The 24,076-nt window shown below is 73.1% G+C and carries 24 protein-coding genes; 11 read left to right on the forward strand and 13 right to left on the reverse strand.

Going from position 1 to position 24,076, the window contains the following annotated elements:
* Positions 1-4 precede the first annotated feature (4 nt).
* Positions 5-505, reverse strand: a complete 501-nt coding sequence (locus tag ABTY20_RS12820) for a hypothetical protein (RefSeq protein ID WP_351997010.1) — start codon at positions 503-505, stop codon at positions 5-7.
* 200 nt (positions 506-705) lie between these two features.
* Positions 706-1,113, reverse strand: coding sequence for a pyrophosphohydrolase domain-containing protein (locus ABTY20_RS12825; protein WP_351997011.1), 408 nt, complete (start codon positions 1,111-1,113; stop codon positions 706-708).
* 86 nt (positions 1,114-1,199) lie between these two features.
* Here ABTY20_RS12825 and ABTY20_RS12830 point away from each other — a divergent pair, with 86 nt between their 5' ends.
* Complete coding sequence (locus tag ABTY20_RS12830; protein ID WP_351997012.1) at positions 1,200-2,195, forward strand: TAXI family TRAP transporter solute-binding subunit; 996 nt, start codon at positions 1,200-1,202, stop codon at positions 2,193-2,195.
* On the opposite strand, the gene ABTY20_RS12835 is transcribed toward ABTY20_RS12830, so the two are convergent.
* The gene (locus tag ABTY20_RS12835) at positions 2,174-3,607 is read right to left on the reverse strand and encodes a sensor histidine kinase (protein WP_351997013.1); all 1,434 of its coding nucleotides are present in this window, start codon (positions 3,605-3,607) and stop codon (positions 2,174-2,176) included. The two genes, ABTY20_RS12830 and ABTY20_RS12835, sit on opposite strands and share 22 nt — an antisense overlap.
* A gap of 9 nt (positions 3,608-3,616) precedes the next feature.
* The gene (locus ABTY20_RS12840) at positions 3,617-4,303 is read right to left on the reverse strand and encodes a response regulator transcription factor (protein WP_351997014.1); all 687 of its coding nucleotides are present in this window, start codon (positions 4,301-4,303) and stop codon (positions 3,617-3,619) included.
* Positions 4,304-4,588: 285 nt separating this feature from the next.
* On the opposite strand from ABTY20_RS12840, the gene ABTY20_RS12845 reads away from it, so the two are divergent.
* The 8 genes from ABTY20_RS12845 to ABTY20_RS12880 all read left to right on the forward strand — a co-directional run bounded on the left by ABTY20_RS12845 (position 4,589) and on the right by ABTY20_RS12880 (position 11,055).
* A complete protein-coding gene (locus ABTY20_RS12845) occupies positions 4,589-5,365 on the forward strand; it encodes an amino acid ABC transporter ATP-binding protein (RefSeq protein ID WP_351997015.1) in 777 nt (258 codons plus the stop codon).
* Between the two features lie 78 nt (positions 5,366-5,443).
* A complete protein-coding gene (locus tag ABTY20_RS12850; RefSeq protein ID WP_351997016.1) occupies positions 5,444-6,283 on the forward strand; it encodes a glutamate ABC transporter substrate-binding protein in 840 nt (279 codons plus the stop codon).
* Positions 6,284-6,367: 84 nt separating this feature from the next.
* On the forward strand, positions 6,368-7,033 hold the full coding sequence (locus ABTY20_RS12855; protein ID WP_351997017.1) for an amino acid ABC transporter permease: 666 nt from the start codon (positions 6,368-6,370) through the stop codon (positions 7,031-7,033).
* Positions 7,030-7,938 (forward strand): amino acid ABC transporter permease, encoded by a 909-nt coding sequence (locus ABTY20_RS12860; protein WP_351997018.1) that lies wholly within the window; start codon positions 7,030-7,032, stop codon positions 7,936-7,938. Before ABTY20_RS12855 ends, ABTY20_RS12860 begins: the two co-directional genes overlap by 4 nt.
* Positions 7,939-8,230: 292 nt before the next feature.
* Positions 8,231-9,841 (forward strand): FAD-dependent monooxygenase, encoded by a 1,611-nt coding sequence (locus ABTY20_RS12865; protein ID WP_351997019.1) that lies wholly within the window; start codon positions 8,231-8,233, stop codon positions 9,839-9,841.
* Positions 9,842-9,963: 122 nt separating this feature from the next.
* The gene (locus ABTY20_RS12870; RefSeq protein ID WP_309506048.1) at positions 9,964-10,011 is read left to right on the forward strand and encodes a hypothetical protein; all 48 of its coding nucleotides are present in this window, start codon (positions 9,964-9,966) and stop codon (positions 10,009-10,011) included.
* Between the two features lie 88 nt (positions 10,012-10,099).
* Complete coding sequence (locus ABTY20_RS12875; protein ID WP_351997020.1) at positions 10,100-10,636, forward strand: cupin domain-containing protein; 537 nt, start codon at positions 10,100-10,102, stop codon at positions 10,634-10,636.
* On the forward strand, positions 10,633-11,055 hold the full coding sequence (locus tag ABTY20_RS12880) for a rhodanese-like domain-containing protein (protein ID WP_351997021.1): 423 nt from the start codon (positions 10,633-10,635) through the stop codon (positions 11,053-11,055). Before ABTY20_RS12875 ends, ABTY20_RS12880 begins: the two co-directional genes overlap by 4 nt.
* Before the next feature lie 49 nt (positions 11,056-11,104).
* On the opposite strand, the gene recX is transcribed toward ABTY20_RS12880, so the two are convergent.
* The 7 genes from recX to ABTY20_RS12915 form a co-directional block, all read right to left on the reverse strand.
* Positions 11,105-11,875 (reverse strand): recombination regulator RecX, encoded by a 771-nt coding sequence (recX, locus tag ABTY20_RS12885; RefSeq protein ID WP_351997022.1) that lies wholly within the window; start codon positions 11,873-11,875, stop codon positions 11,105-11,107.
* 3 nt (positions 11,876-11,878) lie between these two features.
* On the reverse strand, positions 11,879-12,997 hold the full coding sequence (recA, locus tag ABTY20_RS12890; protein ID WP_351997023.1) for a recombinase RecA: 1,119 nt from the start codon (positions 12,995-12,997) through the stop codon (positions 11,879-11,881).
* Positions 12,998-13,237: 240 nt separating this feature from the next.
* Positions 13,238-14,500, reverse strand: a complete 1,263-nt coding sequence (locus ABTY20_RS12895; protein WP_351997024.1) for an AI-2E family transporter — start codon at positions 14,498-14,500, stop codon at positions 13,238-13,240.
* A gap of 59 nt (positions 14,501-14,559) precedes the next feature.
* Positions 14,560-14,754 carry a DUF3046 domain-containing protein gene (locus ABTY20_RS12900; protein WP_351997025.1) on the reverse strand — a complete coding sequence of 65 codons (195 nt, stop codon included), beginning with the start codon at positions 14,752-14,754 and terminating at the stop codon, positions 14,560-14,562.
* A 142-nt stretch (positions 14,755-14,896) separates the two neighbouring features.
* Positions 14,897-15,205 carry an AzlD domain-containing protein gene (locus ABTY20_RS12905; protein WP_351997026.1) on the reverse strand — a complete coding sequence of 103 codons (309 nt, stop codon included), beginning with the start codon at positions 15,203-15,205 and terminating at the stop codon, positions 14,897-14,899.
* Positions 15,202-15,918, reverse strand: coding sequence for an AzlC family ABC transporter permease (locus tag ABTY20_RS12910; protein WP_351997041.1), 717 nt, complete (start codon positions 15,916-15,918; stop codon positions 15,202-15,204). The genes ABTY20_RS12905 and ABTY20_RS12910 overlap by 4 nt, the downstream gene beginning before the upstream one ends.
* The gene (locus ABTY20_RS12915; RefSeq protein ID WP_351997027.1) at positions 15,819-16,817 is read right to left on the reverse strand and encodes an AraC family transcriptional regulator; all 999 of its coding nucleotides are present in this window, start codon (positions 16,815-16,817) and stop codon (positions 15,819-15,821) included. Before ABTY20_RS12915 ends, ABTY20_RS12910 begins: the two co-directional genes overlap by 100 nt.
* An 84-nt stretch (positions 16,818-16,901) precedes the next feature.
* Here ABTY20_RS12915 and ABTY20_RS12920 point away from each other — a divergent pair, with 84 nt between their 5' ends.
* Positions 16,902-21,758, forward strand: coding sequence for an ATP-dependent helicase (locus ABTY20_RS12920; protein WP_351997028.1), 4,857 nt, complete (start codon positions 16,902-16,904; stop codon positions 21,756-21,758).
* Between the two features lie 60 nt (positions 21,759-21,818).
* Complete coding sequence (locus ABTY20_RS12925; protein WP_351997029.1) at positions 21,819-22,649, forward strand: Fpg/Nei family DNA glycosylase; 831 nt, start codon at positions 21,819-21,821, stop codon at positions 22,647-22,649.
* Between the two features lie 363 nt (positions 22,650-23,012).
* Here the strand turns inward: ABTY20_RS12925 and ABTY20_RS12935 are convergent, their stop codons facing one another.
* Positions 23,013-23,483 (reverse strand): Dps family protein, encoded by a 471-nt coding sequence (locus ABTY20_RS12935; protein ID WP_351997030.1) that lies wholly within the window; start codon positions 23,481-23,483, stop codon positions 23,013-23,015.
* Positions 23,484-23,664: 181 nt separating this feature from the next.
* The gene (locus tag ABTY20_RS12940) at positions 23,665-24,045 is read right to left on the reverse strand and encodes a helix-turn-helix domain-containing protein (RefSeq protein WP_309097037.1); all 381 of its coding nucleotides are present in this window, start codon (positions 24,043-24,045) and stop codon (positions 23,665-23,667) included.
* Positions 24,046-24,076 lie beyond the last annotated feature (31 nt).

Here is a 24,076-nt window from a genome sequence, read left to right on the forward strand (position 1 = left end):
CCCGTCAGCCCCGTACGGCCAGGTGGCAGGCGGAGGCCCAGAGCACCGCCGCGCACCCCAGGCCCACCACGACCCGCACGCCCTCGTCCGACAGCCCGGCCACGACCAGCACGACGCCGACGGCCGCGACGGCGGTCAGCAGCGCCGCCGTCCACCGGTACTGCCACTGGTCGTACAGGCGCGCGAGCGGGAAGAAGTGCAGCCCCACGACGAGGGCGACGCCGGCCGGGATGAGCTCGGGGCGGCCGGAGGCGTTGGATCCGGCGATGACCGCGAAGACGGCCAGCACCTCGACGCCGTTGACGACGCCCACCCCGCGCGCCCAGTTCTCCGGCAGGCTCACCGTCCGGGACGGGGGAGCGGCATCCGCGCGGCGCCCCAGGTGGATCGCCGCCGCGGTGACCACGAGGGCCGCCACTTCTATGGAGACCGGCACGGCGTCCGTCGCCGCACCGGTCCCGGAGGCCCCGGCGAAGGCCCACACCAGGGCGAACACGGAGAGCACGAGGGTCCCCCGGCGCCGCAGCCTCCGGGTGAGCGCCAGGCACTCGGCGTCCGTGGCGGACCGGGCCGGGGGCGGTGCGGGGGAAGGAGGCGTCGGTGCGGCCGCATTGGAGCCGCACCCGGACACCGCCGGCGCCGGGTGCGCCCCCCGTGTCCTGAACGTCCGGGAGGCCCCGGCGCGGCACGCGGGGGCGCCGTCGCTCAGGACTCCCCCCGCGGCACCCACCCCTGCCGCCGCAGCACCGCCGACACGTCCGGCGCCACGTAGTGGTCCCCCTTGAGCACCTTGCCGTCGGCGCGCCGGCTGACCTGGCCGTCGGGCCCCAGCTTGGTCATGTTGGACCGGTGGATCTCGGCGATCACCGCGTCGAGGTCGATCCCGTGGACCAGCGCGGTCCCGTACGCCACGTACACCACGTCGGCCAGCTCGTGCGCGAGCCGGTCGAGCGGCCCCGTCACCGCCACCTCGGCGACTTCCCGGGCCTCCTCGGCGAGCAGCTCACCGCGGTGGGCGGCGAGTTCCGGCGAGACCTCGGACGGTGTGTCACGGACGTCCAGCCCGAAGGCGCGGTGGAAGTCACGGACCAGGTCGGCGGGCGAAGCACTCATGCCGTGACTGTAGCGACCGCCCCCGGCACCCTCCCCTGTGAGCTCCGCCCTGGTCAGCGGGGACCCGGGCTGGCAGGATCGCGCGCATGTCCCCTGTGCCGTCCCGGATCGGCAGGCGACGGGCCCTGCGGGGCACGGCCGCCGGTCTCGTGGTGCTCGCCCTGCTGCTGTGGTGGCTGGCGCCCTGGAGCGAGGGGCCGCCGGGCGGGACGATCACCCTGAGCACGGGCACCCGCTCGGGGGTCTACCAGAAGTACGGCGAGCTCCTGCGCGCCTCGCTCGGCAAGCACATGCCCGACCTCGACGTACGCCTGAGGACGAGCGACGGGTCGCAGGAGAACGTGCGGCGCGTGGCGGCCGGGGAGGCCGACTTCGCGATCGCCGCGGCCGACGCGGTGGAGACGTACCGGCTGAGCGACCGGCCGGGCGCCGACCGGCTGCGTGGGGTGGCGCGCCTGTACGACGACTACGTGCAGCTCGCCGTCGCGCCCGGCTCGGGCATCCGCTCCGTGGCCGACCTGCGCGGCAAGCGGGTCGCCATAGGGCCGCCCAAGTCGGGGGTCCGGCTCATCGCCGACCGGGTGCTGCGGGCGGCCGGCATGGACCCGGAGACGGACATCAGGCCCTCCGCGGACGGCATCGACACCGGCCCGGGGCGGCTCGGACACGGTCTGGACGCCTTCTTCTGGTCGGGCGGACTGCCCACGGACGGCCTGAAGGCGCTCGCCGAGCGGTCCGCGCTGCGGTTCGTGCCGATCGGCGCCGACCTGGTCTCCGAGCTGCACAGGCAGGGCGGCGCCACGCGCTACTACCGCGCCACCACCATGCCCGAATCGACCTACCCCGGCAGTCAGCTCGGCTCCGCCGTCCCGACGATGGCGGTGTCCAACCTCCTGATCACCCGGGCGGACGCCGACCCCCGGCTCACCGAGTGGCTCACCCGCGTCGTGCTCAAGAGCAGGGACGGCATCGGCGCGCACGTCCACTCCGCGCAGCTGGTCGACGTACGCACGGCGATCTACACCGATCCGCTCCGGCTGCACGAGGGAGCCCGCCGGTACTACCGGTCCGTCAAGCCCTGAGCCGTCTCCTCACCCGTGGGGGCGTTCCTCGGCACCGTCACGGTCACCCGCAGCCCGTGCGGCTCGTGGTGCCCGTACGCGATCGAGCCGCCGCCCGCCGCGAGCAGTGCCCGGGTGATGGACAGGCCGAGGCCCGAACCCTTGACGTTCTGGTGCCGGCCGCTGCGCCAGAAGCGGTCGCCGACACGGGTCAGCTCCTCCTCGGTCAGTCCCGGGCCGTTGTCGGTGACGACGACGGTCGAGGTGTCGCCGTTGGAGGCGACGGTCACCTCGACGGTCTCGCCCGGCGGGGTGAACTTCACCGCGTTGTCGATGACCGCGTCCAGGGCGCTGGACAGCGCCACCGGGTCGGCCCAGGCGGTGGTCGGCGGGCAGGTGCCGGTCAGCCGCACGCCCTTGGCCTCGGCGGTGGGCGCCCAGGCCGCCACCCGTTCGGCGGCCAGGGCGCCGATGTCGGCGACCTGGAGGCTGGCCTCACTGTGCTCGGCGAGCGCCAGGTCGAGCAGGTCGTCCAGGACCTGCGCCAGACGCCTGCCCTCGGCCTGCACGGAGGCGATCTCCTCATTGCCCTCGGGCAGTTCCAGGGCGAGCAGCTCGATGCGCAGCAGCAGCGCCGAGAGCGGGTTGCGCAGCTGGTGGGAGGCGTCGGCGACGAAGGCGCGCTGCTGCTCCAGCACGCTCTCGACGTTGTCGGCCATCTCGTTGAACGACCGGGCCAGCCGTCTCAGTTCCGGCGGTCCGCCGGCCGCCGCGACCCGGGACTTCAGCCGTCCGGTGGCGATGTCGTGGGTGGTGGCGTCCAGGATCCGCACGGGTCTGAGCACCCAGCCGGTCAGCCGCAGGGCCGCGCCGACCGCGAGCAGCATCGCGGCCGCCTCGCCCGCGGCGATGACCAGCCAGCCCCGGAGGATGCGGGAGCGCATCTGCCCGGTCGGCGAGTCGGTGACCACCACCGCGACGACGTCGCCGTCCCGGATGACCGGCGAGGCCACCACCAGGCTGCGCCGCTGCCAGGGCCACACCTGCTCGGGGTCGTGGCTGCGGCGGCTGAGCAGCGCCTCCTCGAAGGCGTCGCGCACCTCGCCCGTGCGGGGCGGGAACCAGTCGCCCGGCGCGTGCGCCATGGGCAAGTCGTTGCGGTAGAAGACGCCGGCGCGGATGCCGTAGACCGTGTGGTAGCTGCGGAGCTCGCTGCGGAGCGTCTCGCGGCGCTCGTTGACGTCCGCACCCGTCGGATCGGTGGGCTCGGTGACGAACTGGGCGAGGGCCGCGAAGCGCGCGGTGTCGTCGATCCGGTCGACGACGACCCGCTGCTGCTGCGCGCCGGCCAGGCTGACGGCGAGCGGGACCCCCAGGGCGAGCAGGACGGCCGCCATCAGGACGATGAGCAGCGGAAGCAGACGCGTGTGCACCCGGCCCCGCTAGGCCACGGGCGCGACGAGCCGGTAGCCGACGCCGCGCACGGTCTCGATGAGGGCCGGCATGCGGAGCTTGGCGCGCAGGGAGGCGACGTGCACCTCCAGGGTGCGCCCGGTCCCCTCCCAGCTGGTGCGCCACACCTCGCTGATGATCTGTTCCCGGCGGAAGACGACCCCCGGCCGCTGGGCGAGCAGGGCGAGCAGGTCGAACTCCTTGCGGGTGAGCTGGACCACCGAACCGTTGACGCTGACCTGGCGGGTCGGCAGTTCGATCCGGACCGGTCCGAGCCGCAGCTCGGTCTCCGTACTGCCCGTGGCCTCCCCGGGGACGGTGCGCCGGCTGACGGCGTGGATCCGCGCGAGCAGCTCCCCCGTGTCGTACGGCTTGACCACGTAGTCGTCGGCGCCGAGGTTGAGGCCGTGGATGCGGGAGCGCACGTCGGACCGCGCGGTGACCATGATCACCGGTGTGCTGGTGCGCTTGCGGATCTTGCCGCAGACCTCGTAGCCGTCCTGGTCGGGCAGTCCCAGGTCGAGCAGGACGACGCCGAAGCCGTTGCCCTCGGGGACGAGCGCCTGGAGCGCCTCCTCACCGCTGCGCGCGTGGGTGACGTCGAACCCGTGCCGTGCCAGGACCGCCGACAGGGCGGCGGCGACGTGGTTGTCGTCCTCGACGAGGAGCAGTCTCACCGGGGCCCCCTTCGGTTCATCGGCCGTACGCTCTCCTCGGGTAGGGGAACGCGTGCACGGGCGCGTGCACCTTGCAGTGACGCCGATGAACGAGGACGGCGTCAAGAGGGTTCCGGTTGCTCTTCCGTACCGTTACCCGGCTGGAATCACCCCTGCTCACAAGTGCTACGACAGGTGTCCGATTGCTATCGGATCGTGATGCTCAGATTCCCCTCAGATGTGATGACGCAGGTCCGACGGGTTACTACTGTCCTCCGAAACCGAGGAGGACGGAGCCCGAGAGCGATGACCGAAGTATCGGTGGCCAAGGAAGATGTGGCCGCGACCGGCGATCTGGTCGTCCTGAAGAGCGTCAACAAGCACTTCGGCGCGTTGCACGTACTCCAGGACATCGACCTGACGATCGCCCGCGGCGAAGTCGTCGTGGTCATCGGACCCTCCGGGTCCGGCAAGTCCACCCTGTGCCGCACCATCAACCGTCTGGAGACGATCGACTCCGGTTCGATCACCATCGACGGCAAGCCCCTGCCCCATGAGGGCAAGGAGCTCGCCCGGCTGCGGGCCGACGTGGGCATGGTCTTCCAGTCCTTCAACCTCTTCGCGCACAAGACCGTGCTCGAGAACGTGACGCTGGGCCAGGTCAAGGTCCGCAAGAAGGACAAGAAGGCGGCCGAGGAGCGGGCCCGCGCCCTGCTCGACCGGGTCGGTGTGGGCGCGCAGGCGGACAAGTACCCCGCGCAGCTCTCCGGTGGTCAACAGCAGCGCGTCGCCATCGCGCGGGCCCTGGCGATGGAACCCAAGGTCATGCTCTTCGACGAGCCGACGTCGGCTCTCGACCCGGAGATGATCAACGAGGTGCTGGAGGTCATGCAGCAGCTCGCCCGGGACGGCATGACCATGATCGTCGTCACCCACGAGATGGGATTCGCCCGTTCGGCCGCCAATCGTGTGGTGTTCATGGCGGACGGCCGCATCGTCGAACAGGCTTCGCCGGAGCAGTTCTTCAGTAATCCGCGCAGTGACCGCGCCAAGGACTTCCTGTCGAAGATCCTTCACCACTGAGGCGCCCCGCGCCCCGACGACTTGCGTCACCGGACACCGCCCGGGCCGCACCACTTCACCAGTCAAAGGATGTGCACCATGAAGCTCCGCAAGGTCACCGCCGCCTCGGCCGTCGTGTTCGCCCTCGCCCTGACCGCCACCGCCTGCGGCGGCGACGACAGCAAGGACAACGGTTCGTCCTCCTCGGGCGGCGACAAGATCAAGATCGGCATCAAGTACGACCAGCCCGGTCTCGGTCAGAAGACGCCTCAGGGCTACGAGGGCTTCGACGTGGACGTCGCCACGTACGTCGCCAAGAAGCTCGGCTACGACGAGGACCAGATCGAGTGGAAGGAGTCGAAGAGCGCCGACCGCGAGACCATGCTGCAGCGCGGTGACGTCGACTTCATCGCCGCCACCTACTCGATCACCCCGGAGCGCCAGGAGAAGGTCGACTTCGCCGGCCCCTACCTGCTCGCCCACCAGGACGTGCTGCTCCGCGCCGACGACGACAAGATCAAGTCGCCGGAGGACCTGAACAACGCGAAGCTCTGTTCCGTCACCGGCTCCACCTCGGCGCAGAACGTCAAGGACAAGCTCGCGCCCAAGGCGCAGCTGCAGCCCTACCCGACGTACTCCGCCTGCCTTCCCGGTCTGCAGAACGGTGCCGTCGACGCGCTGACCACCGACGACTCCATCCTCGCCGGTTACGCCGCCCAGTCCCAGTTCAAGGGCAAGTTCAAGCTCGGCGGCTTCAAGCTGACCAACGAGAACTACGGCATCGGCGTCAAGAAGGGCAGCGACCTCAAGGACAAGATCAACAAGGCCCTCGAGGAGATGGTGGCCGACAAGTCCTGGGAGAAGGCCGTCAAGGACAACTTCGGCCCGGCCAACTACAAGAACGAGCCCGCGCCGAAGATCGGCGACATCAAGAGCTGAGGCAACGCCCGACAGGGTGCGCCGCCCCTGATGCGGGGCGGCGCACCGGGGTGGGCATCCCTACACGCGGAAGCGCGGGAGATCGTGTTCGACTTTCTTGAAGATTACGACCTGTTGGGGGCTTTCTGGACGACGGTGCAGCTCGCTGTGCTCTCCGCCGTCGGTTCCCTGATCTGGGGCACCCTGCTGGCCGCCATGCGGGTCGGCCCGGTGCCGTTGATGCGCGGCTTCGGGACCGCGTACGTGAACATCGTGCGGAACATCCCGCTGACGGTCATCATCCTTTTCACGTCGCTGGGTCTGAACCAGACGCTGGGTGTCAGTCTCGGCGCGGACGACTTCGAGACGATCAACTTCCGGCTCGCCGTCCTCGGTCTGATCCTCTACACCTCGGCCTTCGTGTGCGAGGCGTTGCGCTCCGGCATCAACACGGTGCCGGTCGGCCAGGCGGAGGCCGCCCGCGCACTCGGCCTCAACTTCAACCAGGTGCTGGGCCTGGTGGTGCTGCCCCAGGCGTTCCGCTCGTCCGTCGGTCCACTGGCGAACGTGCTCATCGCGCTCATCAAGAACACCACGGTGGCCGCCGCCATCGGTGTCGCGGAGACGGCCCTGCTGATGAAGGAGATGATCGAGAACGAGGCGCAACTGCTGCTGATCTCCGCGGTCATCGCATTCGGTTTCGTGGTTCTGACGCTGCCGACCGGCCTGATCCTCGGCTGGGTGGGCAAGAAGGTGGCGGTGAAGCGATGAGCTCCGTTCTCTACGACGCCCAGGGGCCTCGCGCCAAGCGGCGGAACATCGTCTTCACGGTGGTCTTCCTGGTCGCCCTCGCCGCCCTGCTGTGGTGGGTGTTCAGCACGCTCAAGGACAAGGGCCAGCTGGAATGGTCCCTGTGGGAACCGTTCTTCACCGGCACCGAAGCCTGGTCCACGTACATCTGGCCGGGTCTGCAGAACACGTTGAAGGCGGCCGTGCTCGCGGTCCTGATCGCCATGCCGCTCGGCGCGGCCCTCGGCATCGCCCGGCTGTCCGACCACGCCTGGATCCGCGTACCGGCCGGAATCGTGGTCGAGTTCTTCCGTGCCATCCCCGTCCTGGTCCTGATGATCTTCGGCCTCGCCCTGTTCGCCGAGTACACCGACGTCAGCTCCGACGACCGCCCGCTGTACGCGGTCGTCACGGGTCTGGTGCTCTACAACGCCTCCGTCCTCGCGGAGATCGTGCGCGCCGGCATCCTGTCCCTGCCCAAGGGCCAGTCCGAGGCGGCCATGGCGATCGGGCTGCGCAAGGGCCAGCTGATGCGGGGGATCCTGCTGCCGCAGGCGGTCACCGCGATGCTTCCGGCCATCGTCAGCCAGCTCGTCGTGATCGTGAAGGACACCGCCCTCGGCGGCGCCGTCCTCACCTTCCCCGAGCTGCTCGCCTCGGCCAACACGATGAGCGGCTACTACGGCGCCAACGTCATCGCCAGCTTCACGGTGGTGGCCGTGATCTTCATCGCGCTCAACTTCGCCCTGACGTCCTTCGCCGGCTGGCTGGAGGCAAGGCTCAGGCGCAGCAAGAAGAGCACGGGCGCGGTCGTCGGCGCGGAGGACGTCGACGACCTCAACGCGGGCGAGGTCGGGGGGACCCGCAAGACCGGCGCGGACCGGTGACACGCGCCTGACACCCGGTACGACCGTGGCCCGCCACATCCCGGCGGGCCACCGTCATGTCGCGTTGCCGGGCGGCCCGGCGGTACGGGAGAGCGGTGCGCACCGGACTGCGGTGAGGGACGGTCGAGTGGTGTGACGGGCCCCGGCCCGCTCCATGATCACAACTGGCCTTCGGTCACTTGACGCAAGCACCGGCAATGGGTTGCATACGTTGTGTGATCGTGCACCCTGCTCCATCTTCCTGTTCCTCCACGTCCCTCCGGACGTCACTTCGAGCAGGGGGCGCCGCGCCGTGGACCCGGTGATCATCGTCGGGGCGGGGCCCGTCGGACTCACGCTGGCGCTGGCGCTGGCACGCCAGGAAGTGCCGTGCGTGGTCCTCGACGAGGGGTCGGGCAAGGACGAACCCCGCCCGGCGCGCACCGTCGTCCTGCGCGAGGAGACCGCCGCGCTCATGGAGCGGCTGACCGGCGTACCGCTCGCGCACGCCGGTGTCCGCTGGGCCGGATGGCGGTCCATGCGGCGCAGGCAGGTGACGTCCGAGGTCGCCTTCGGCGACACCGAGCCCGCTCCCCTGCACATCGCCCAGCACGTCCTGACGGGTGCCCTGCGCGCGGCCCTCGCCCGCGAACGGCTCGTCGAGGTCGCCACGGACAGCCGGCTGGACTCCCTGGAGCAGGAACCCTCCGGTGTCGGCGCCCACACCCGCGGCCCCGGGGGCACCTGGTGGCGCGGCAGTTACCTGGTCGGCTGCGACGGCCCGCGCTCGACCGTGCGCAAGCTCCAGGACATCCGCTTCCCGGGCCGCACCGCGGTGGAACGTCACGCCGTGGCCGCCCTGCGCGCCGAACTCCCCTGGCACGACGAGGCGGTGCTGCACCGGGCGCCGCCGTGGCGCACCTCCGGCCCCTCGGCCGGGGAGATCACCGCGCGTCCGCTGCCGGACGGGGTGTGGCGGCTGGACTGGCTGCTGCCACCGGGCAAGGACCTGGTCACGCCCGAACTGCTGCTGACCCGGGTCCGGGAGACCCTGGCCGGCTGGACGGGCGGCCCGACCCCGCCGTACGAGCTGCTGGACACCGGGGTGCACACCGTCCACCACCGGCTGGCCCGGCGCTGGCGGGCCGACCGGGTGTTCCTCGCCGGGGACGCGGCCCACCTGCTCGGCGCGCTGGGCACCCACGGGCTGGAGGAAGGACTCCGCGACGCCGACAACCTCGCCTGGAAGCTGGCGCTGGCCTGGCACCACGGTCCGCACGAGGCGCTGCTCGACAGCTACCAGACCGAGCGCCGGGCGGTCGTCGCCGCCCGGCTGCGCGCCGCCGACCGGACGCTGCCGCTGGTGCGCGGCGGCGGGCTGCGTTCCTACGTGCCGGGCTCCGCGCGGGGGCACGACGCCTTGCTGATGGACGGCCACCTGGGGCGGGGCGCGCTGGGCGCGCCGGGGACGTACGCCGGCTCGCCTCTCACGCCCGGCCCTCTCGAGGGCGAGGCGCCCGTCGGGACGGCTCCCGGGTCGGCGGTGGTGGACGTACGGGTCACGGCGGAGGACGGCGCCTTCGTCCGGCTGCGGGACCGGCTCGGCCGGGGTGCGCTGCTGGTGGTGCTGATCGCACCCGGTACGGGGGTGTGGGAGCGCCGGCACTGGATGTCCGCCGGGGTCATGCCCCGGCTGGCGGCGGCCGTCTCGGCGCTGCCGCACCGGGCCGAGCTGCTGGTCGCCGAGAGCTATCCGGGGGCGGCGGCCCACACCGTGCTGCTGGTGCGCCCCGACGGTCACCTGGTGACGGCGCTGAGCGGGGTCCGACCGGCGGATCTGTACGCGGCGGCGGAAACCGCGGTCGGCGGGCCTTCCGTGAAGGAGGCGGAGGCCCCGGCCGACGCGGGGGCCGGATCACGTTGAGGGTCCCGTTCCGCCGACACCCTGTGGTCCACATGGTGTCGGCGAGTTGAACCGGTGCGCGGCCCCGTGGTGTACTCCGCCTCGTGACCGACACCTGTGTACGCCTGTGGCGGAGGGTCCACATGGACCTCGTCCGCTATGCGGGCTGCGTGTGTCGCCCGTCCTGCTGATTCGCGTTCCTCCTCCTTCCCCGCGCGCCGCCCGCCGTCTCGTCCGTGCGGCCGCGCACCTCCGCGAACCTTCTCCAGGACGGTGCACGTGTCTGTCCCCTCCCCTGTTCCGGCTGTTCCGGCCCCCGTCTCCGCCCCCACGCAGGCGGACCTCCTCGACTTCGTACGGCGTACCGTCGCCGACGCCGAACTGATCGCCGCCCTTCCGCTCGATCCCGAGGGGCGCACCTGGATGCGGCTCGACGGGCCCGGCGGCAGCGAGGCCTGGCTGATCGGCTGGCCGCCCGGCACCGGTACCGGCTGGCACGACCACGCCGACTCCATCGGCGCCTTCATGACCGCCTCGGGCGAGCTGAAGGAGAACGCGCTCGCCGCGCGGCTGCCCACCGACGGCTGGAAGACCCTGGAACTCACCGACGGCGTGGACCGGGAACGCCGGCTGGGGGCCGGGCAGGGCCGCGCCTTCGGACGGCATCACGTCCACGAGGTGCTCAACGAGTCCCCGGACCGGCACGCGATCTCGGTGCACGCCTACTATCCGCCGCTGCCGCGGATCCGCCGCTACAGTCGCACCGGCCCTGTTCTCCGCCTGGAGCAGGTCGAACGCCCGGAGGACTGGCAGTGAGCGGGACGAACGAACCGGCCGGTGGGGCCGTGGGCATCGACGAACTGCTGGAGCGGGTGCGCGCCGGTTACGAGCGCGTCGGCCCCCGGGACGCTTACGAGGCCGCGCGGGCCGGTGAGGCGCTGCTGGTGGACATCCGCTACGCCGCGCTGCGGGACCGGGACGGGCTCGTTCCGGGGGCCCTCGTGGTCGAACGCAACGAACTGGAGTGGCGCCTGGACCCGCGGGGCAGTCACCGCCTCCCGGAGGCCACGGGCCACGACCTGCGGGTCGTGGTGATCTGCAACGAGGGCTACGCCTCCAGCCTCGCAGCGGAGTCCCTCCACCGGCTGGGCCTGCACCGGGCCACCGATCTGATCGGCGGCTTCCAGGCCTGGCGGGAGGCGGGCCTGCCGGTGGTCCCCGCACCGCCCGGTTAGGCGTCGCGCGGAAGGCGTCCGGTGCCGTTCCACCGCGCTCCGCGTCGTCTCAGAACGCCTCGTCGCCGAGGAACCCCGTGTCCTCGCCCTCCTCCTCCAGCGCCTGCCGGACGACGCGCAGGGCGAGGCCCTCGGGGTAGCCCTTGCGGGCGAGCATGCCCGCGAGGCGGCGGAGCCGCTTGTCTCGGTCGAGTCCGCGGGTGGCGCGCAGTTTACGGGCGACCAGCTCCCGGGCGGTCGCCTCCTCCTGCTCGGAGTCGAGCCGGGAGACCGCCTCGTCGATCAGCGTGGGGTCGACCCCCTTGGTGCGCAGCTCCCGGGCGAGCGCACGCCGGGCGAGTCCCCTGCCGTGGTGCCGTGACTCCACCCAGGCGTCCGCGAAGGCACTGTCGTCGATCAGTCCGACCTCCTCGAACCGGGACAGCACCTCCTCGGCGGCCTCGTCCGGGATCTCCCGCTTGCGCAGGGCGTCGGCGAGCTGCTTCCGGGTGCGCGGGGTCCCGGTGAGCAGGCGCAGGCAGATCGCCCGCGCCCGCTCGACCGGATCCGCCGGAGGTTCCTCCCGCCCGGCCCTCGACGAGGAGGAGGCGCCCCCGTCCTCCGCGGTCGCCTCGCCGAAGGTCCGGCGTCTGCGCCCGCGTCCACCGCGCGGCCCGCCGTCACGCGGGCCGCCCGTCTGTGCGCCACCGCCCCCGCCGGTGCTGTCGTCGTACGCCGCGTCACCGTCCACGGCTGGGCCGTCGCCGCTTCCGGTGCCCCTCCCCCGTGGGACACCGGAGGCGGCGAACTCGTACTCCGCCCAGTCGGTTCGTCGGGTCACGGGTCAGCTCTTGGCCGCCGCGGCCTTGGACTTGGTGGTCTTGGCCGCCGGTGCCGGTACGGCGGCCGGCTCGGCCGGAGTGGTGCCCGTGGCGTCCGCGCCCGGCTCGGCGTCGGACTCCTCGGGCCGTACGCCCACGCCCAGCTTCGTCAGGATCTTCTTCTCGATCTCGTTGGCGAGGTCGGGGTTGTCCTTGAGGAAGTTGCGGGCGTTCTCCTTGCCCTGGCCGAGCTGGTCGCCCTCGTAGGTGTACCAGGCGCCGGCCTTGCGGACGAAGCCGTGCTCCACGCCCATGTCGATCAGGCCGCCCTCGCGGCTGATGCCCTGGCCGTAGAGGATGTCGAACTCGGCCTGCTTGAAGGGCGGCGCCACCTTGTTCTTGACGACCTTGCAGCGGGTGCGGTTGCCGACCGCCTCGGTGCCGTCCTTGAGGGTCTCGATGCGGCGGATGTCGATGCGCACCGAGGCGTAGAACTTCAGCGCGCGACCACCGGTCGTGGTCTCCGGCGAGCCGAACATCACGCCGATCTTCTCGCGGAGCTGGTTGATGAAGATCGCGGTGGTCTTGGACTGGTTGAGCGCGCTGGTGATCTTCCGCAGGGCCTGGCTCATCAGCCGGGCTTGCAGACCCACGTGACTGTCGCCCATCTCGCCCTCGATCTCCGCGCGCGGGACGAGCGCGGCGACGGAGTCGATGACGATGAGGTCGAGGGCGCCGGAGCGGACCAGCATGTCCACGATCTCCAGGGCCTGCTCGCCGTTGTCCGGCTGGGACAGGATCAGGTTGTCGATGTCGACGCCGAGCTTCTTCGCGTACTCGGGGTCGAGGGCGTGCTCCGCGTCCACGAAGGCGACCTGGCCGCCGGCCCTCTGCGCGTTCGCCACCGCGTGCAGGGTCAGGGTCGTCTTGCCGGAGGACTCCGGTCCGTAGATCTCCACCACACGGCCGCGCGGCAGGCCGCCGACGCCGAGGGCCACGTCGAGCGCGGTCGACCCGGTCGGGATGACCTCGATGGGCTCGTTGGTCCGGTCACCCATGCGCATGACCGCGCCCTTGCCGAATTGCCGTTCGATCTGTGCGAGCGCGGCGTCGAGCGCCTTCTCGCGGTCGGTTCCTGCCATGGGTTCCACCCGATTTGCTTGATTCGATCGCTTCACGTCAAAGACGCTAACGCCTGCCACTGACAACGCGCCCCGACGCACCTTCGGCCTGTGGATAACGCGGGTGCACACCCGTACAAAAAGGGGCACAACACCCGTCGTCGAGCCTCACCGGCACCTCCATAAGAATGGATGTTCGATTTTTGTGTCAAGCGCGCCACACCGCACGGCGGCCCCGCGCGACGCGCGGGCCGGGCGTCCTCAGGAGGCCCCGTCGTCCCCGCCGCGGGGCCGCTCCGGACCCGGCCGGCGGGCCCACAGACGACGGACGCGTGCGAGGGCGCCCGGCCCGTCACCGGGACCGCGGTGACCGTGCACCCGGGGGTCGTCCGTGACGTCGTACCGCCGTACGTACGCGCCCAGGAACGCCTGCAGGGTGGCGACGGCGGGGATGGCGATCAGCGCGCCCACGGCACCGAGCAGGGCGGTTCCCGCGACGACCGAGCCGAAGGCGACCGCCGGGTGGATGTCGACGGTCCTCGAGGTCAGCTTGGGCTGCAGCACGTAGTTCTCGAACTGCTGGTAGACCACCACGAAGATCAGCACCCACAGCGCGTACCAGGGGTCGACCGCGAAGGCGATCAGCATGGGCAGGGCGCCCGCGAGATAGGTACCGATGGTGGGGATGAACTGCGACACCAGGCCCACCCACACGGCGAGGACGGGCGCGTAGGGCACCTCGAGGAACTCCAGCAGGACGTAGTGCGCCAGGCCGGAGACCAGGGCCATCAGCCCGCGCGAGTAGAGGTAGCCGCCCGTCTTGTTCACGGCGATCTCCCACGCGCGCAGCACCTCGGCCTGCCGGGCGGGCGGCAGCAGGGAGCAGACGGTGCGCCGCAGCCGCGGGCCGTCGGCGGCGAAGTAGAACGAGAACAGACCGACGGTCAGCAGCTGGAAGAGACCGCCGAGGACCTGCGCGGACACGTCCAGGACACCGGTGGCGCTGTTCTGGACGTAGTTGCGCAGCCAGTCGGAGCGCAGCAGGCCCTCCTGGATGTCCACGCGCCGCAGCTCGGTGTGGAAGTGCGTGTTGATCCAGTTGATCACGGAGTCGAGGTACTCCGGGAAGTCCTCGACGATCTTGATGATCTGTCCCGCCAGCATGGACCCGAGCAGCGTGACGAAGCCCGCCGCGGCGATCAGCACGCCCAGGAAGACGAGGAAGGTGCCCAGGCCCCGGCGCACCCCGCGGGCGGCCATCCAGCTCACCGCGGGCTCGACGGCGAGCGCCAGGAAGAACGCGATGAGGACGTTGATCAGCAGACCGATGAGCTGGTGGAAGACCCAGCTGCCCAGCTGGAACACGGCGAACAGCGCGAGGGCGAGCACCATGGCGCGCGGCAGCCAGCGCGGCATGCGGGCGCCCTGCCCGGTCACGGGGGACGACAGAGGCCCGGCGGGCGGCGGCGCGCCGGGCGTGGAGGGGTGCTGGGCCGCCGGCCCGGTCTCGTCAGTGGGTGCCACGGATCAAGTCTCGCCCACGCCTGCCGTGGCCGTGCGCTCGCCGTCGGGCTCCGTGACGGTCAGCGCTTCTCCGCGGGGACGTCCATCACCGCGCAGACCACCTGCCAGACGTCCTTGGCGTCCCGGCCGGCCGCCAGCGCCTCGTGCACGGTGCGCCCGCCGAGCTCGGACATGACATGGTCGCGTGCGAAGGTGTCGGCGTAGCCCGCACCGAAGTGCTCCGTCATCCGCTCCCAGAAAACCGTCAACCGCATGCACCCAGTATCCCGCCTGCGGAAGCGGCCCCGGGCCGGGGCGCCCGCCGGCACCGTTCCCCGCCCGCGGCCGGGCCCACGGCCGGCGCCGGAGCCGCCCGCCGTCCCCGGTGCGGCACCGCCGGGCGCCGCGCCCGCCGTCTCAGCCGCCCAGCGCCCGCACCCCCGCCGTCACGGCGACGGCCGCCCCGACCACCAGCAGGAACGGAGCACGGAGGATCAGCGCCACGGCGGCCGCCCCCAGCCCGGCCGCGCGGGCGTCCAGGAGCAGGTCCCGACCGTCCGAGAAGGTCTGCTGGGCCGTCAGGGCGGCGAGCAGGGCGACCGGGAGGAGCGCGGCGAGGCGCCTGACGAGGGGCCGTTCGAGGACCCCGGCGGGCACCAGCAGCCCCACGAGCTTGACGGCGTAGCAGCCGAGGGCGGTCACACCGATCGCGATCCAGATGTTCAACGGTCTCCCTCCACCGTGTCACCGCGCGAGGCGCTCCCGCGGCCCCGGGCCCACAGGACGGCCGGTGCCGCGAGCGCGGCCACCAGGACCGGCACGCCGGCCGGCAGCACGGGCAGCAGCCCCAGTCCCAGGAGGACGGCGAGCCCGGCGACGGTCCGCTCGGTGCCGGTCCGCAGCATCGGCGCGAGCAGCGCCAGGAAGACCGCGGGCCCGGCCGCGTCCAGCCCCCACGCGTCGGTGTCGCCGATCGCCTCGGCGCCCAGCGCGCCGAGCAGCGTGGTGAGGTTCCACAGGACGTAGAGGCTGAGCCCGGTCACCAGGAACCCGATGCGCGCGCCGCGCCGGGTGTGCTGGGCGAGCGAGACGGCCGTCGTCTCGTCGATGACCCACTGCGCGGCGAACGGTCGCACCGCGCGGGGCAGCGCCAGCACCTGCGACAGCCGCAGCCCGTAGAAGGCGTTGCGCACCCCGAGGAAGAACGCCCCCGCGGCGGCCGTGAAGGGGCTCCCGCCCGCCGCCAGCGCCCCCACCAGTGCGAACTGGGAGGCACCGGTGAACACCAGCAGGCTGAGCGCACAGGTCTGGAGCAGGGTGAGCCCGCTGCCCGCCGAGGTCACGCCGAAGGCGAAACCGGAGAGTCCGACGGCGATGCCGACGCCCAGGGCGTCCCGCACGACGGCGCCGTCCGGTTCGCCTCCGCCGCCGTCCCGTATGTCTGCGTGCTCTGTTGTCCGTTCCACTGCCACGCACCGCACGGTACGGGCGGACCGCCCCGCGCGTCTTGTACGTTCTTGCGCTCGCGCTGGTACGCCCCCGGCGGCACGCCGACGATCCGGCCGAAGTGCCGGGTCAGGTGCGACTGGTCGGTGAACCCGACCGCGACGGCCGCCTCCGACGGCGGCGTCCCCGCGTCCAGCAGCCGGCGCGCCCGCCGCACGCGCGCGTCGGTCAGCCAGGTGTGCGGCGGCATCCCGTAGGCGTCCCGGAAGGCACGCAGCAGCGCGAACGGACTGCCGCCCAGTTCACCGGCGAGCCGCTCCAGGGTCGGCGGATCGGCCATCCGCTCCTCCAGCACGGCACGCGCGCGTGCCGCGGTCCGGGCCCCCGCCGTGCGCACCTCGCGCCGTGGCAGCGTCCCGCCGTTCAGCCGCAGCAGCCGGGTCACCACCACCCGGAGCAGGGTGTCGGCGGCGAGCGCGTTGCCCTCGTCGGTGGCCCGCAGCACCTGGTGCACCAGGTGGACGGTGTACGGGTCGTCGAGCACCGGCGTCACGAATCCCGGGGTGCCGCGCAGCGTGGTGGTCTCGGCGGCGATGGCGGCCACCACCTCGGGCGACGGGTACACCGCCCCGTACCGCCAGCCCTCGGGGACGCCCGCCCGGCCGGTGTGCGGGGTGTCGGGGTTCACCAGGGCGAGGGCCCCGGCGCCCGCGTACTGGTCGCCCCCGCCGTGGTGGAAGACCTCGACCCCGTCGGCGATGGCCGCGATCACGAAGTGCTCGTGGGTGTGCCGGACGAACGTCTTCCGTATGTAGCGGGCGCGCAGCAGGTCGACGCCGGGCAGTTCGTCGTACTGCCAGTGCCGCGCCCGCTCTCCGCCCGATTCCGCCATGCGGCCATTGTCACGCGGCCCCGGCGCCCCGCCTTCCCGGCCCGGCCCGGCCCGATTGTCAGTGGCCGGGTGCACGATGGACGCATGGTCAGTGATCCGCACCAAGCCCTGGACGGCTTCTCCCCCGCGACCCGCGGCTGGTTCACGGGGGCGTTCTCCGCGCCCACCGCCGCCCAGGCCGGCGCGTGGTCGGCCATCGGGGAGGGCTCGGACGTGCTGGTGGTCGCCCCCACCGGTTCCGGGAAGACCCTGGCCGCCTTCCTCGCGGCCCTGGACCGGCTGGCCTCCACGCCGCCGCCCGCCGACCCCAGGAAGCGCTGCCGGGTGCTGTACGTCTCGCCGTTGAAGGCCCTGGCGGTCGACGTCGAGCGCAACCTCCGCAGTCCGCTGACCGGCATCCGCCAGGAGTCGGTGCGCCTGGGGCTGCCCGAGCCCGAGGTGAAGGTGGGCATCCGCTCGGGCGACACCCCGCCCGCGGAGCGGCGCGCCCTGGCCACCCGGCCGCCGGACATCCTGATCACCACGCCCGAGTCCCTGTTCCTGATGCTGACGTCGGCCGCGCGCGACGCGCTGACGGGCGTGGAGACGGTGATCCTGGACGAGGTGCACGCGGTCGCCGGCACCAAGCGCGGCGCGCACCTCGCGCTCACCCTGGAGCGGCTGGACGAGCTGCTGCCCCGCCCGGCCCGCCGCATCGGCCTGTCGGCGACGGTGCGCCCGGTCGACGAGGTCGCCCGGTTCCTCTCCCCGCGCCGCAGGGTGGAGATCGTGCAGCCGGAGTCCGGCAAGGAGTTCGACCTGTCCGTGGTGGTGCCGGTCGAGGACCTGGGCGAGCTGGGCGGCTCCCCGGTCGCCGACGGCTCGGAGGGCGCCGAGCGCCCGTCGATCTGGCCGCACGTCGAGGAGCGGATCGCCGACCTGGTGCAGGCGCACCGCTCGACCATCGTGTTCGCGAACTCCCGCCGCCTCGCCGAGCGGCTGTGCAACCGGCTCAACGAGATCGCCCACGAGCGGGCCACCGGCGAGCCCCTGGACGAGCGCCACTCCCCCGCCGAGCTGATGGGCGGCTCCGGGGTCGCCCGGGGCGCGCCCGCGGTCATCGCGCGCGCCCACCACGGATCGGTCTCCAAGGAGCAGCGCGCCCTGGTCGAGGAGGACCTCAAGGCGGGCCGGCTGCCCGCGGTGGTCGCCACCTCCAGCCTGGAGCTGGGGATCGACATGGGCGCCGTCGACCTGGTGGTCCAGGTCGAGTCCCCGCCGTCGGTCGCCTCCGGGCTCCAGCGCGTCGGCCGCGCGGGGCACCAGGTGGGCGCGGTCTCCACAGGTGTGGTGTTCCCGAAGTACCGGGGCGACCTGGTGCAGGCGGCGGTGGTCACCGAGCGCATGCGCACGGGGGCCATCGAGGCCCTCAGGGTCCCCGCCAACCCCCTCGACGTCCTGGCGCAGCAGCTCGTCGCCATGACGGCCATGGACACCTGGCAGTTCGACGACCTGCTCGCCCTGGTCCGCCGCGCGGCGCCCTTCGCCTCCCTGCCCGAGTCCGCCTTCACGGGCGTCCTGGACATGCTCGCCGGCCGCTACCCGTCCGACGCGTTCGCGGAGCTGCGCCCGCGCGTGGTGTGGGACCGGGTCACGGGCGGGATCACCGGCCGCCCTGGCGCCCAGCGTCTGGCCGTCACCTCCGGGGGCACGATCCCCGACCGCGGCCTCTTCGGGGTGTTCCTGGCGGGCTCCGACCCCAAGAAGGGCGGCGGGCGGGTCGGCGAGCTGGACGAGGAGATGGTCTACGAGTCCCGGGTGGGCGACGTCTTCACGCTGGGCACCAGTTCCTGGCGCATCGAGGACATCACCCGCGACCGGGTCCTGGTCTCCCCGGCGCCGGGCGTACCGGGCCGGCTGCCGTTCTGGAAGGGCGACCAGCTGGGCCGCCCGCTGGAGCTCGGCCGCGCGGTGGGCGCGTTCCTGCGCGAGGTGGGCGCGCTGTCCGAGGAGGACGCCCGGCTGCGGCTGCGCGCGGCGGGCCTCGACGCCCGGGCCGCGGACAACGTGCTGTCCTACCTCGGCGAACAGCGCGAGGCCTGCGGCCACGTCCCCGACGACCGCACCATCGTGGTGGAACGCTTCCGCGACGAGCTCGGTGACTGGCGGGTGGTCGTGCACTCCCCGTTCGGCGCCCAGGTGCACGCCCCGTGGGCGCTGGCGCTCGGCGCCCGCCTGTCCGAGCGGTACGGCATGGACGCCCAGGTGATGCACGCCGACGACGGCATCGTGCTGCGGCTGCCGGACGCCGACCTGATGGGCCTCGACCTGCTCGACCAGGAGCCGGTGAGGGCCGGCGCGGAGTACGACGCGGACCGGGCACCGGTGGGCGCGGCCGACGTCGTCTTCGACAAGGGCGAGGTCGATCAGGTCGTCACCGACCAGGTGGGCGGCTCGGCGCTGTTCGCGTCCCGGTTCCGCGAGTGCGCCGCCCGCGCGCTGCTGCTGCCGCGCCGCAGCCCCGGCCGGCGCACACCGCTGTGGCAGCAGCGTCAGCGTGCCTCGCAACTGCTCCAGGTGGCCGGGGAGTTCGGTTCGTTCCCGATCGTCCTGGAAGCGGTCCGCGAGTGCCTCCAGGACGTCTTCGACGTGCCCGGGCTCGTCGAGCTGATGGGCGACCTGGAGTCCCGCAGGGTGCGCCTGGTCGAGGTCACCACCCCCGAACCGTCCCCCTTCGCCCGCTCCCTCCTCTTCGGGTACGTCGCCCAGTTCCTGTACGAGGGCGACTCCCCGCTCGCCGAGCGCCGCGCCGCCGCCCTGTCGCTGGACTCGCGGCTGCTGGCCGAGCTGCTCGGCCAGGCCGAGCTGCGCGAGCTGCTCGACGCGGAGGTGCTCACCGAGCTGGAGCGCGAGCTGCAGTGGCTCACCGAGGACCGGCGGGTCAAGGACGCGGAGGGCGTGGCCGACCTGCTGCGGCTGCTGGGCCCGCTCACCGACGCCGAACTCGCCGAGCGAGGAGCCGAACCGCAGTGGGCGCGGGAGCTCGCCTCGGCGCGGCGCGCCATCCGGGTGCGGATCGCGGGCGCCGACCACTGGGCGGCGATCGAGGACGCCGGCCGGCTGCGCGACGCGCTGGGCACGGCGCTCCCGGTCGGTGTTCCCGAGGCGTTCACCGAGCCGGTCAAGGACCCCCTCGGCGACCTCCTCGCCCGGTACGCGCGCACCCACGGCCCGTTCACGTCGGCCACCGCGGCGGTCCGCTTCGGGCTGGGCGCGGCGGTCACCGAGGGTGCCCTGCAGCGGCTCTCGGCGGCGGGCCGGGTCGTCCAGGGCGAGTTCCATCCGGCCGGGATCGGACAGGAGTGGTGCGACGCGACCGTACTGCGCCGGCTGCGCCGCCGTTCCCTGGCCGCGCTGCGGCACGAGCTGGAGCCGGTGCCGCCGCCCGCGCTCGCCCAGTTCCTCCCCCAGTGGCAGCACGTCGGCAAGGGGCACTCCCTGCGCGGCGTCGACGGCCTGGTGCGCGCCGTCGAACAGTTGCAGGGCGCGTCCGTGCCCGCGTCCGCCCTGGAGAAGCTGGTCCTGCCGTCCCGGGTGGCGGACTACGCCCCGGCGATGCTGGACGAGCTGACGGCCGCCGGGGAGGTGGTGTGGGCGGGGGCCGGCTCGCTCCCCGGGAAGGACGGCTGGGTCTCCCTCTACCTCGCGGACGCGGCCCCGCTGCTGCTGCCGCCCCCGCACCCCCTGGAGCTCACCGCGCTCCACCGGTCCGTCCTGGACGCCCTCTCCGGCGGCTACGGCCTGTTCTTCCGCCAGATCGCCGACCGGGTGCGCGCCACCACCCACCCCGAGGCCGGCGATCCCCAGCTGGCCGACGCCCTGTGGGACCTCACCTGGTCCGGGCGGCTGACCAACGACACGCTCACCCCCATGCGTTCCCTGCTGGGCTCGGGCCGCACGGCGGGCTCCACGGCACACCGCGCGAAGCGCCCGGTCCCGCGCGGACGCTACGGTTCGCTCGCGGCGTCCGCCCGCGGTGCCTCCCGCACCGGCCCGCCGACCGTCGCCGGCCGCTGGTCCCTGCTCCCTGACCGGGACAGCGACGCCACGGTCCGTGCCCACGCGCTGGCCCGCACCCTGCTCGACCGGCACGGCGTGGTGACCCGGGGCGCCGTCTCCGCGGAAGGCGTCGAGGGCGGCTTCTCGGCGGTGTACCGCGTGCTGGCCGCCTTCGAGGAGACGGGGCAGGCGCGTCGCGGCTACGTGGTGGAGGGCCTGGGCGCGGCCCAGTTCGCGATGGACGGGGCCGTGGACCGCCTCCGCGCGGCGGCCAACGCCCGCGAGCGGGGCGACGGCCTCCCGCCCGCGCCCGGCCCCTTCGGCGACGGCCCCGACCCCTTCGGGACCGCCCCGGACCACGACGGCTTCCCCGGCCCGTACGCCCGTCTCTCACCGGGTGACCACCTCTCCCCCCGCGACCTGGCCCCGCAGTCCCCTCCGCCGCCCCGGCGGAACGGCGGGCGTTCCGCGTACGACCCCTTCACCGGCCGTCGTACCGGTACGGACCGCGGAGGGCGCGCCGTGGTCCTGGCCGCCGCCGACCCGGCGAACGCCTACGGCGCCGCTCTGGACTGGCCCGAGCCGCCGGCCGGTGCCGGGCACAAACCCGGCCGCAAGGCGGGCTCCCTGGTGGTGCTGGTGGACGGTGAACTGACGCTCTACATGGAGCGCGGCGGCAAGACGCTGCTGGCCTGGCCCGCCGCCCCCGACGGCGAACCCGCCGACGACCCGCGTCTGCCGGCCGCCGCCGAAGCCCTCGCCGCGGCCGCCCGCGCGGGCTCCCTCGGCACGGTCACGGTGGAGCGCGTCAACGGCGCCCCGGCACTGACCTCCCCCCTGGGCACCCTCCTGGAGACGGCCGGCTTCGTCGCCACCCCCAGGGGGCTGCGGCTGCGCGCCTGAGCCGACGCCGGAGCTCTCCCGCCCGAGCACTCCGGCCGCCCGGCATGCCACCCTTGACGCATGCCCGAAGGAGACACGGTCTGGCAGGCCGCGCGGCGGCTGCAGGACGCCCTGGCCGGCCGGATGCTGACCCGCAGCGACCTCAGGGTGCCGAGGCTCGCCACGGCCGACCTCACCGGCCGCACCGTGCTGGACGTCACCCCGCGCGGCAAACACCTGCTGACCCGCGTCGAAGGCGGCCTGACCCTGCACTCGCACCTCAGGATGGACGGCTCCTGGCGGGTCTACCCGCACGGGCAGCGCTGGGACGGCGGGCCCGCCCACCAGATCCGCGCCGTCCTCGGCAACGCCGACCGCACGGCCGTCGGCTACCGGCTGCCCGTCCTGGAGCTGCTGCGCACCGCCGACGAGGACCGCGCGGTCGGCCACCTCGGCCCCGACCTCCTCGGCCCGGACTGGGACCCCGACCTCGCGCTGGCCAACCTCCTGAAGGACCCGGCCCGCCCCCTCGGCGAGGCCCTGCTGGACCAGCGCAACCTCGCGGGCATCGGCAACATCTTCAAGAGCGAGCTCTGCTTCCTCCTCGGCGTCACCCCCTGGCTCCCCGTGGGCGAGCTGCCCGCCGACCGGTCCGCGAAGCTGCCCGGGCTCGCCAGGAAGCTGCTGGAGTTCAACCGTGAGCGCCCGGTCCGCAACACCACGGGCCGCCGCGGCCAGGACCTGTTCGTGTACGGTCGCGCCCGCCGCCCCTGTCTGCGCTGCCGCACCCCGATCCGTCTCGCCGACCAGGGCGACGGCTCCCGTGAGCGCCCCACGTACTGGTGCCCCACCTGTCAGCCGGGCCCGGCTCCCGCGCGCTCATCCGGGGGTCTCCCCCGAACCGTCCGCTGACCGCACACGGGCCCTCCGGCCCGAGCGCCAGGCCCGCCGCCACCGCCCCGCCGCCAGCGCCCCTTCCGCCCGCGTCTTGGGCACGCAGTGCACCGGCAGCAGGCCGAGCCCCCACCCTCCGGCCACGACCGCCCCTTCCACCGCCCCGGCACCGGGCGCCAGCAGCAGTCGTCCCATCGCCCACCACCACAGCGCCCCGCATCCCAGAGCGGCCCACCGACGCACCACCCGCCCCGCCGTCACGGCGTCCACTCCCGGGCCGGGGCCGTGAGAGCCCCCGCGCAGGGGGCGCGCCCAGGGCACACGGGCGCGCCCCGGGCCCCGGACCGCTCCCCGAGGGCCCCACGACCCTCCAGGGCCACGTCACCCGTTCTCGGCCTGGAACATCCAGTGCTGTTTCTCCAGGTCCGCGGTGATCGCGATCAGGATGTCCTGGCTCACCGGGTCCGGTTCGTCGGTCGCCGTGACCCGCTCCCGCATACGGGCGATCACCGCGCCCAGCGCCTCCACGAGCGCACCCACCGCGGCCGTGTCGTCGACCCAGCCCTCGGGCGTCACCCCGATCCCGCTGCCCACGGCCACCGTCGCGGCGCGTCCGTCGGGCGAGACCCCCAGCGCCGCGGCGCGCTCCGCCACGGTGTCGGAGTGGGTGCGCGCCAGCGTCACGACCTCGTCGAGCTGGAGGTGGACGGAGCGGAAGCGCGGCCCGACCACGTTCCAGTGGATCTGCTTGGCCACCAGGGCGAGATCGACCAGATCGACCAGGGCGCCCTGGAGCGCCTCGGACACGGTCTTCAGGCTCGCGTCGGACAACGGGCTCTTCACGACGTACATCCGCACCTCCGTGGCTGACCCCCCGCCTCGTCCCTCCACGATGACCGCCACGCACGGCAGCGGCAAACGCACCGGGGAGGCCCGCGCATGCGAAAACCCCGGCGGCACCCCTCCGGATCTCCCGGAAGGGCCCCTACCGGGGCATCTCACACCTTCCCGCCACGCGCGCGGAGCACCGGGCTCACGCGGCGACGACGTCCACCGCCTCGGCGGGTGCCTTGATGGTCACCCGTTCCGGTGGCACACCGGTCACCGAGACGGAACCCAGCATCGGACGAACCGGCCTGGGCACGGGCTCGCTGGGGGTCGCTGCAGCGGACTGGGCCAGTTCGGCGAGAGCGAGCTCGTCGCTCACTTCCCGCATGAGCTCGGACATCCGTACGTCCAGCGCGTCGCAGATGGCGGAGAGCAGCTCGGAGGAAGCCTCCTTCTGCCCCCGCTCCACCTCGGAGAGATAGCCGAGTGAGACTCGGGCGGACGAGGAGACTTCGCGCAGAGTACGGCCCTGGCGTTGGCGCTGCCGACGCAGCACGTCACCCAGCAGGCGACGGAGCAGAATCATCGGTGGCTCCCTCCTCGGACCGCGTAGCCGC

Origin of the sequence: Streptomyces sp. NPDC126497, from assembly GCF_040302425.1 — a bacterium.
Classification (GTDB): Bacteria; Actinomycetota; Actinomycetes; order Streptomycetales; family Streptomycetaceae; genus Streptomyces.

What these genes read in the sequence shown, in the direction of transcription:
- ABTY20_RS12830 (WP_351997012.1), top strand. Translation starts at nt 1,200, where the DNA reads ATGTCCCCTGTGCCGTCCCGGATCGGCAGGCGACGGGCCCTGCGGGGC.
- ABTY20_RS12850 (WP_351997016.1), top strand. Translation starts at nt 5,444, where the DNA reads ATGAAGCTCCGCAAGGTCACCGCCGCCTCGGCCGTCGTGTTCGCCCTC.
- ABTY20_RS12860 (WP_351997018.1), top strand. Translation starts at nt 7,030, where the DNA reads ATGAGCTCCGTTCTCTACGACGCCCAGGGGCCTCGCGCCAAGCGGCGG.
- recA (WP_351997023.1), bottom strand. Translation starts at nt 12,997, where the DNA reads ATGGCAGGAACCGACCGCGAGAAGGCGCTCGACGCCGCGCTCGCACAG.
- ABTY20_RS12940 (WP_309097037.1), bottom strand. Translation starts at nt 24,045, where the DNA reads ATGATTCTGCTCCGTCGCCTGCTGGGTGACGTGCTGCGTCGGCAGCGC.
- ABTY20_RS12825 (WP_351997011.1), bottom strand. Translation starts at nt 1,113, where the DNA reads ATGAGTGCTTCGCCCGCCGACCTGGTCCGTGACTTCCACCGCGCCTTC.
- ABTY20_RS12915 (WP_351997027.1), bottom strand. Translation starts at nt 16,817, where the DNA reads ATGGCGGAATCGGGCGGAGAGCGGGCGCGGCACTGGCAGTACGACGAA.
- ABTY20_RS12900 (WP_351997025.1), bottom strand. Translation starts at nt 14,754, where the DNA reads ATGCGGTTGACGGTTTTCTGGGAGCGGATGACGGAGCACTTCGGTGCG.
- ABTY20_RS12845 (WP_351997015.1), top strand. Translation starts at nt 4,589, where the DNA reads ATGACCGAAGTATCGGTGGCCAAGGAAGATGTGGCCGCGACCGGCGAT.
- ABTY20_RS12920 (WP_351997028.1), top strand. Translation starts at nt 16,902, where the DNA reads ATGGTCAGTGATCCGCACCAAGCCCTGGACGGCTTCTCCCCCGCGACC.
- ABTY20_RS12935 (WP_351997030.1), bottom strand. Translation starts at nt 23,483, where the DNA reads ATGTACGTCGTGAAGAGCCCGTTGTCCGACGCGAGCCTGAAGACCGTG.
- ABTY20_RS12925 (WP_351997029.1), top strand. Translation starts at nt 21,819, where the DNA reads ATGCCCGAAGGAGACACGGTCTGGCAGGCCGCGCGGCGGCTGCAGGAC.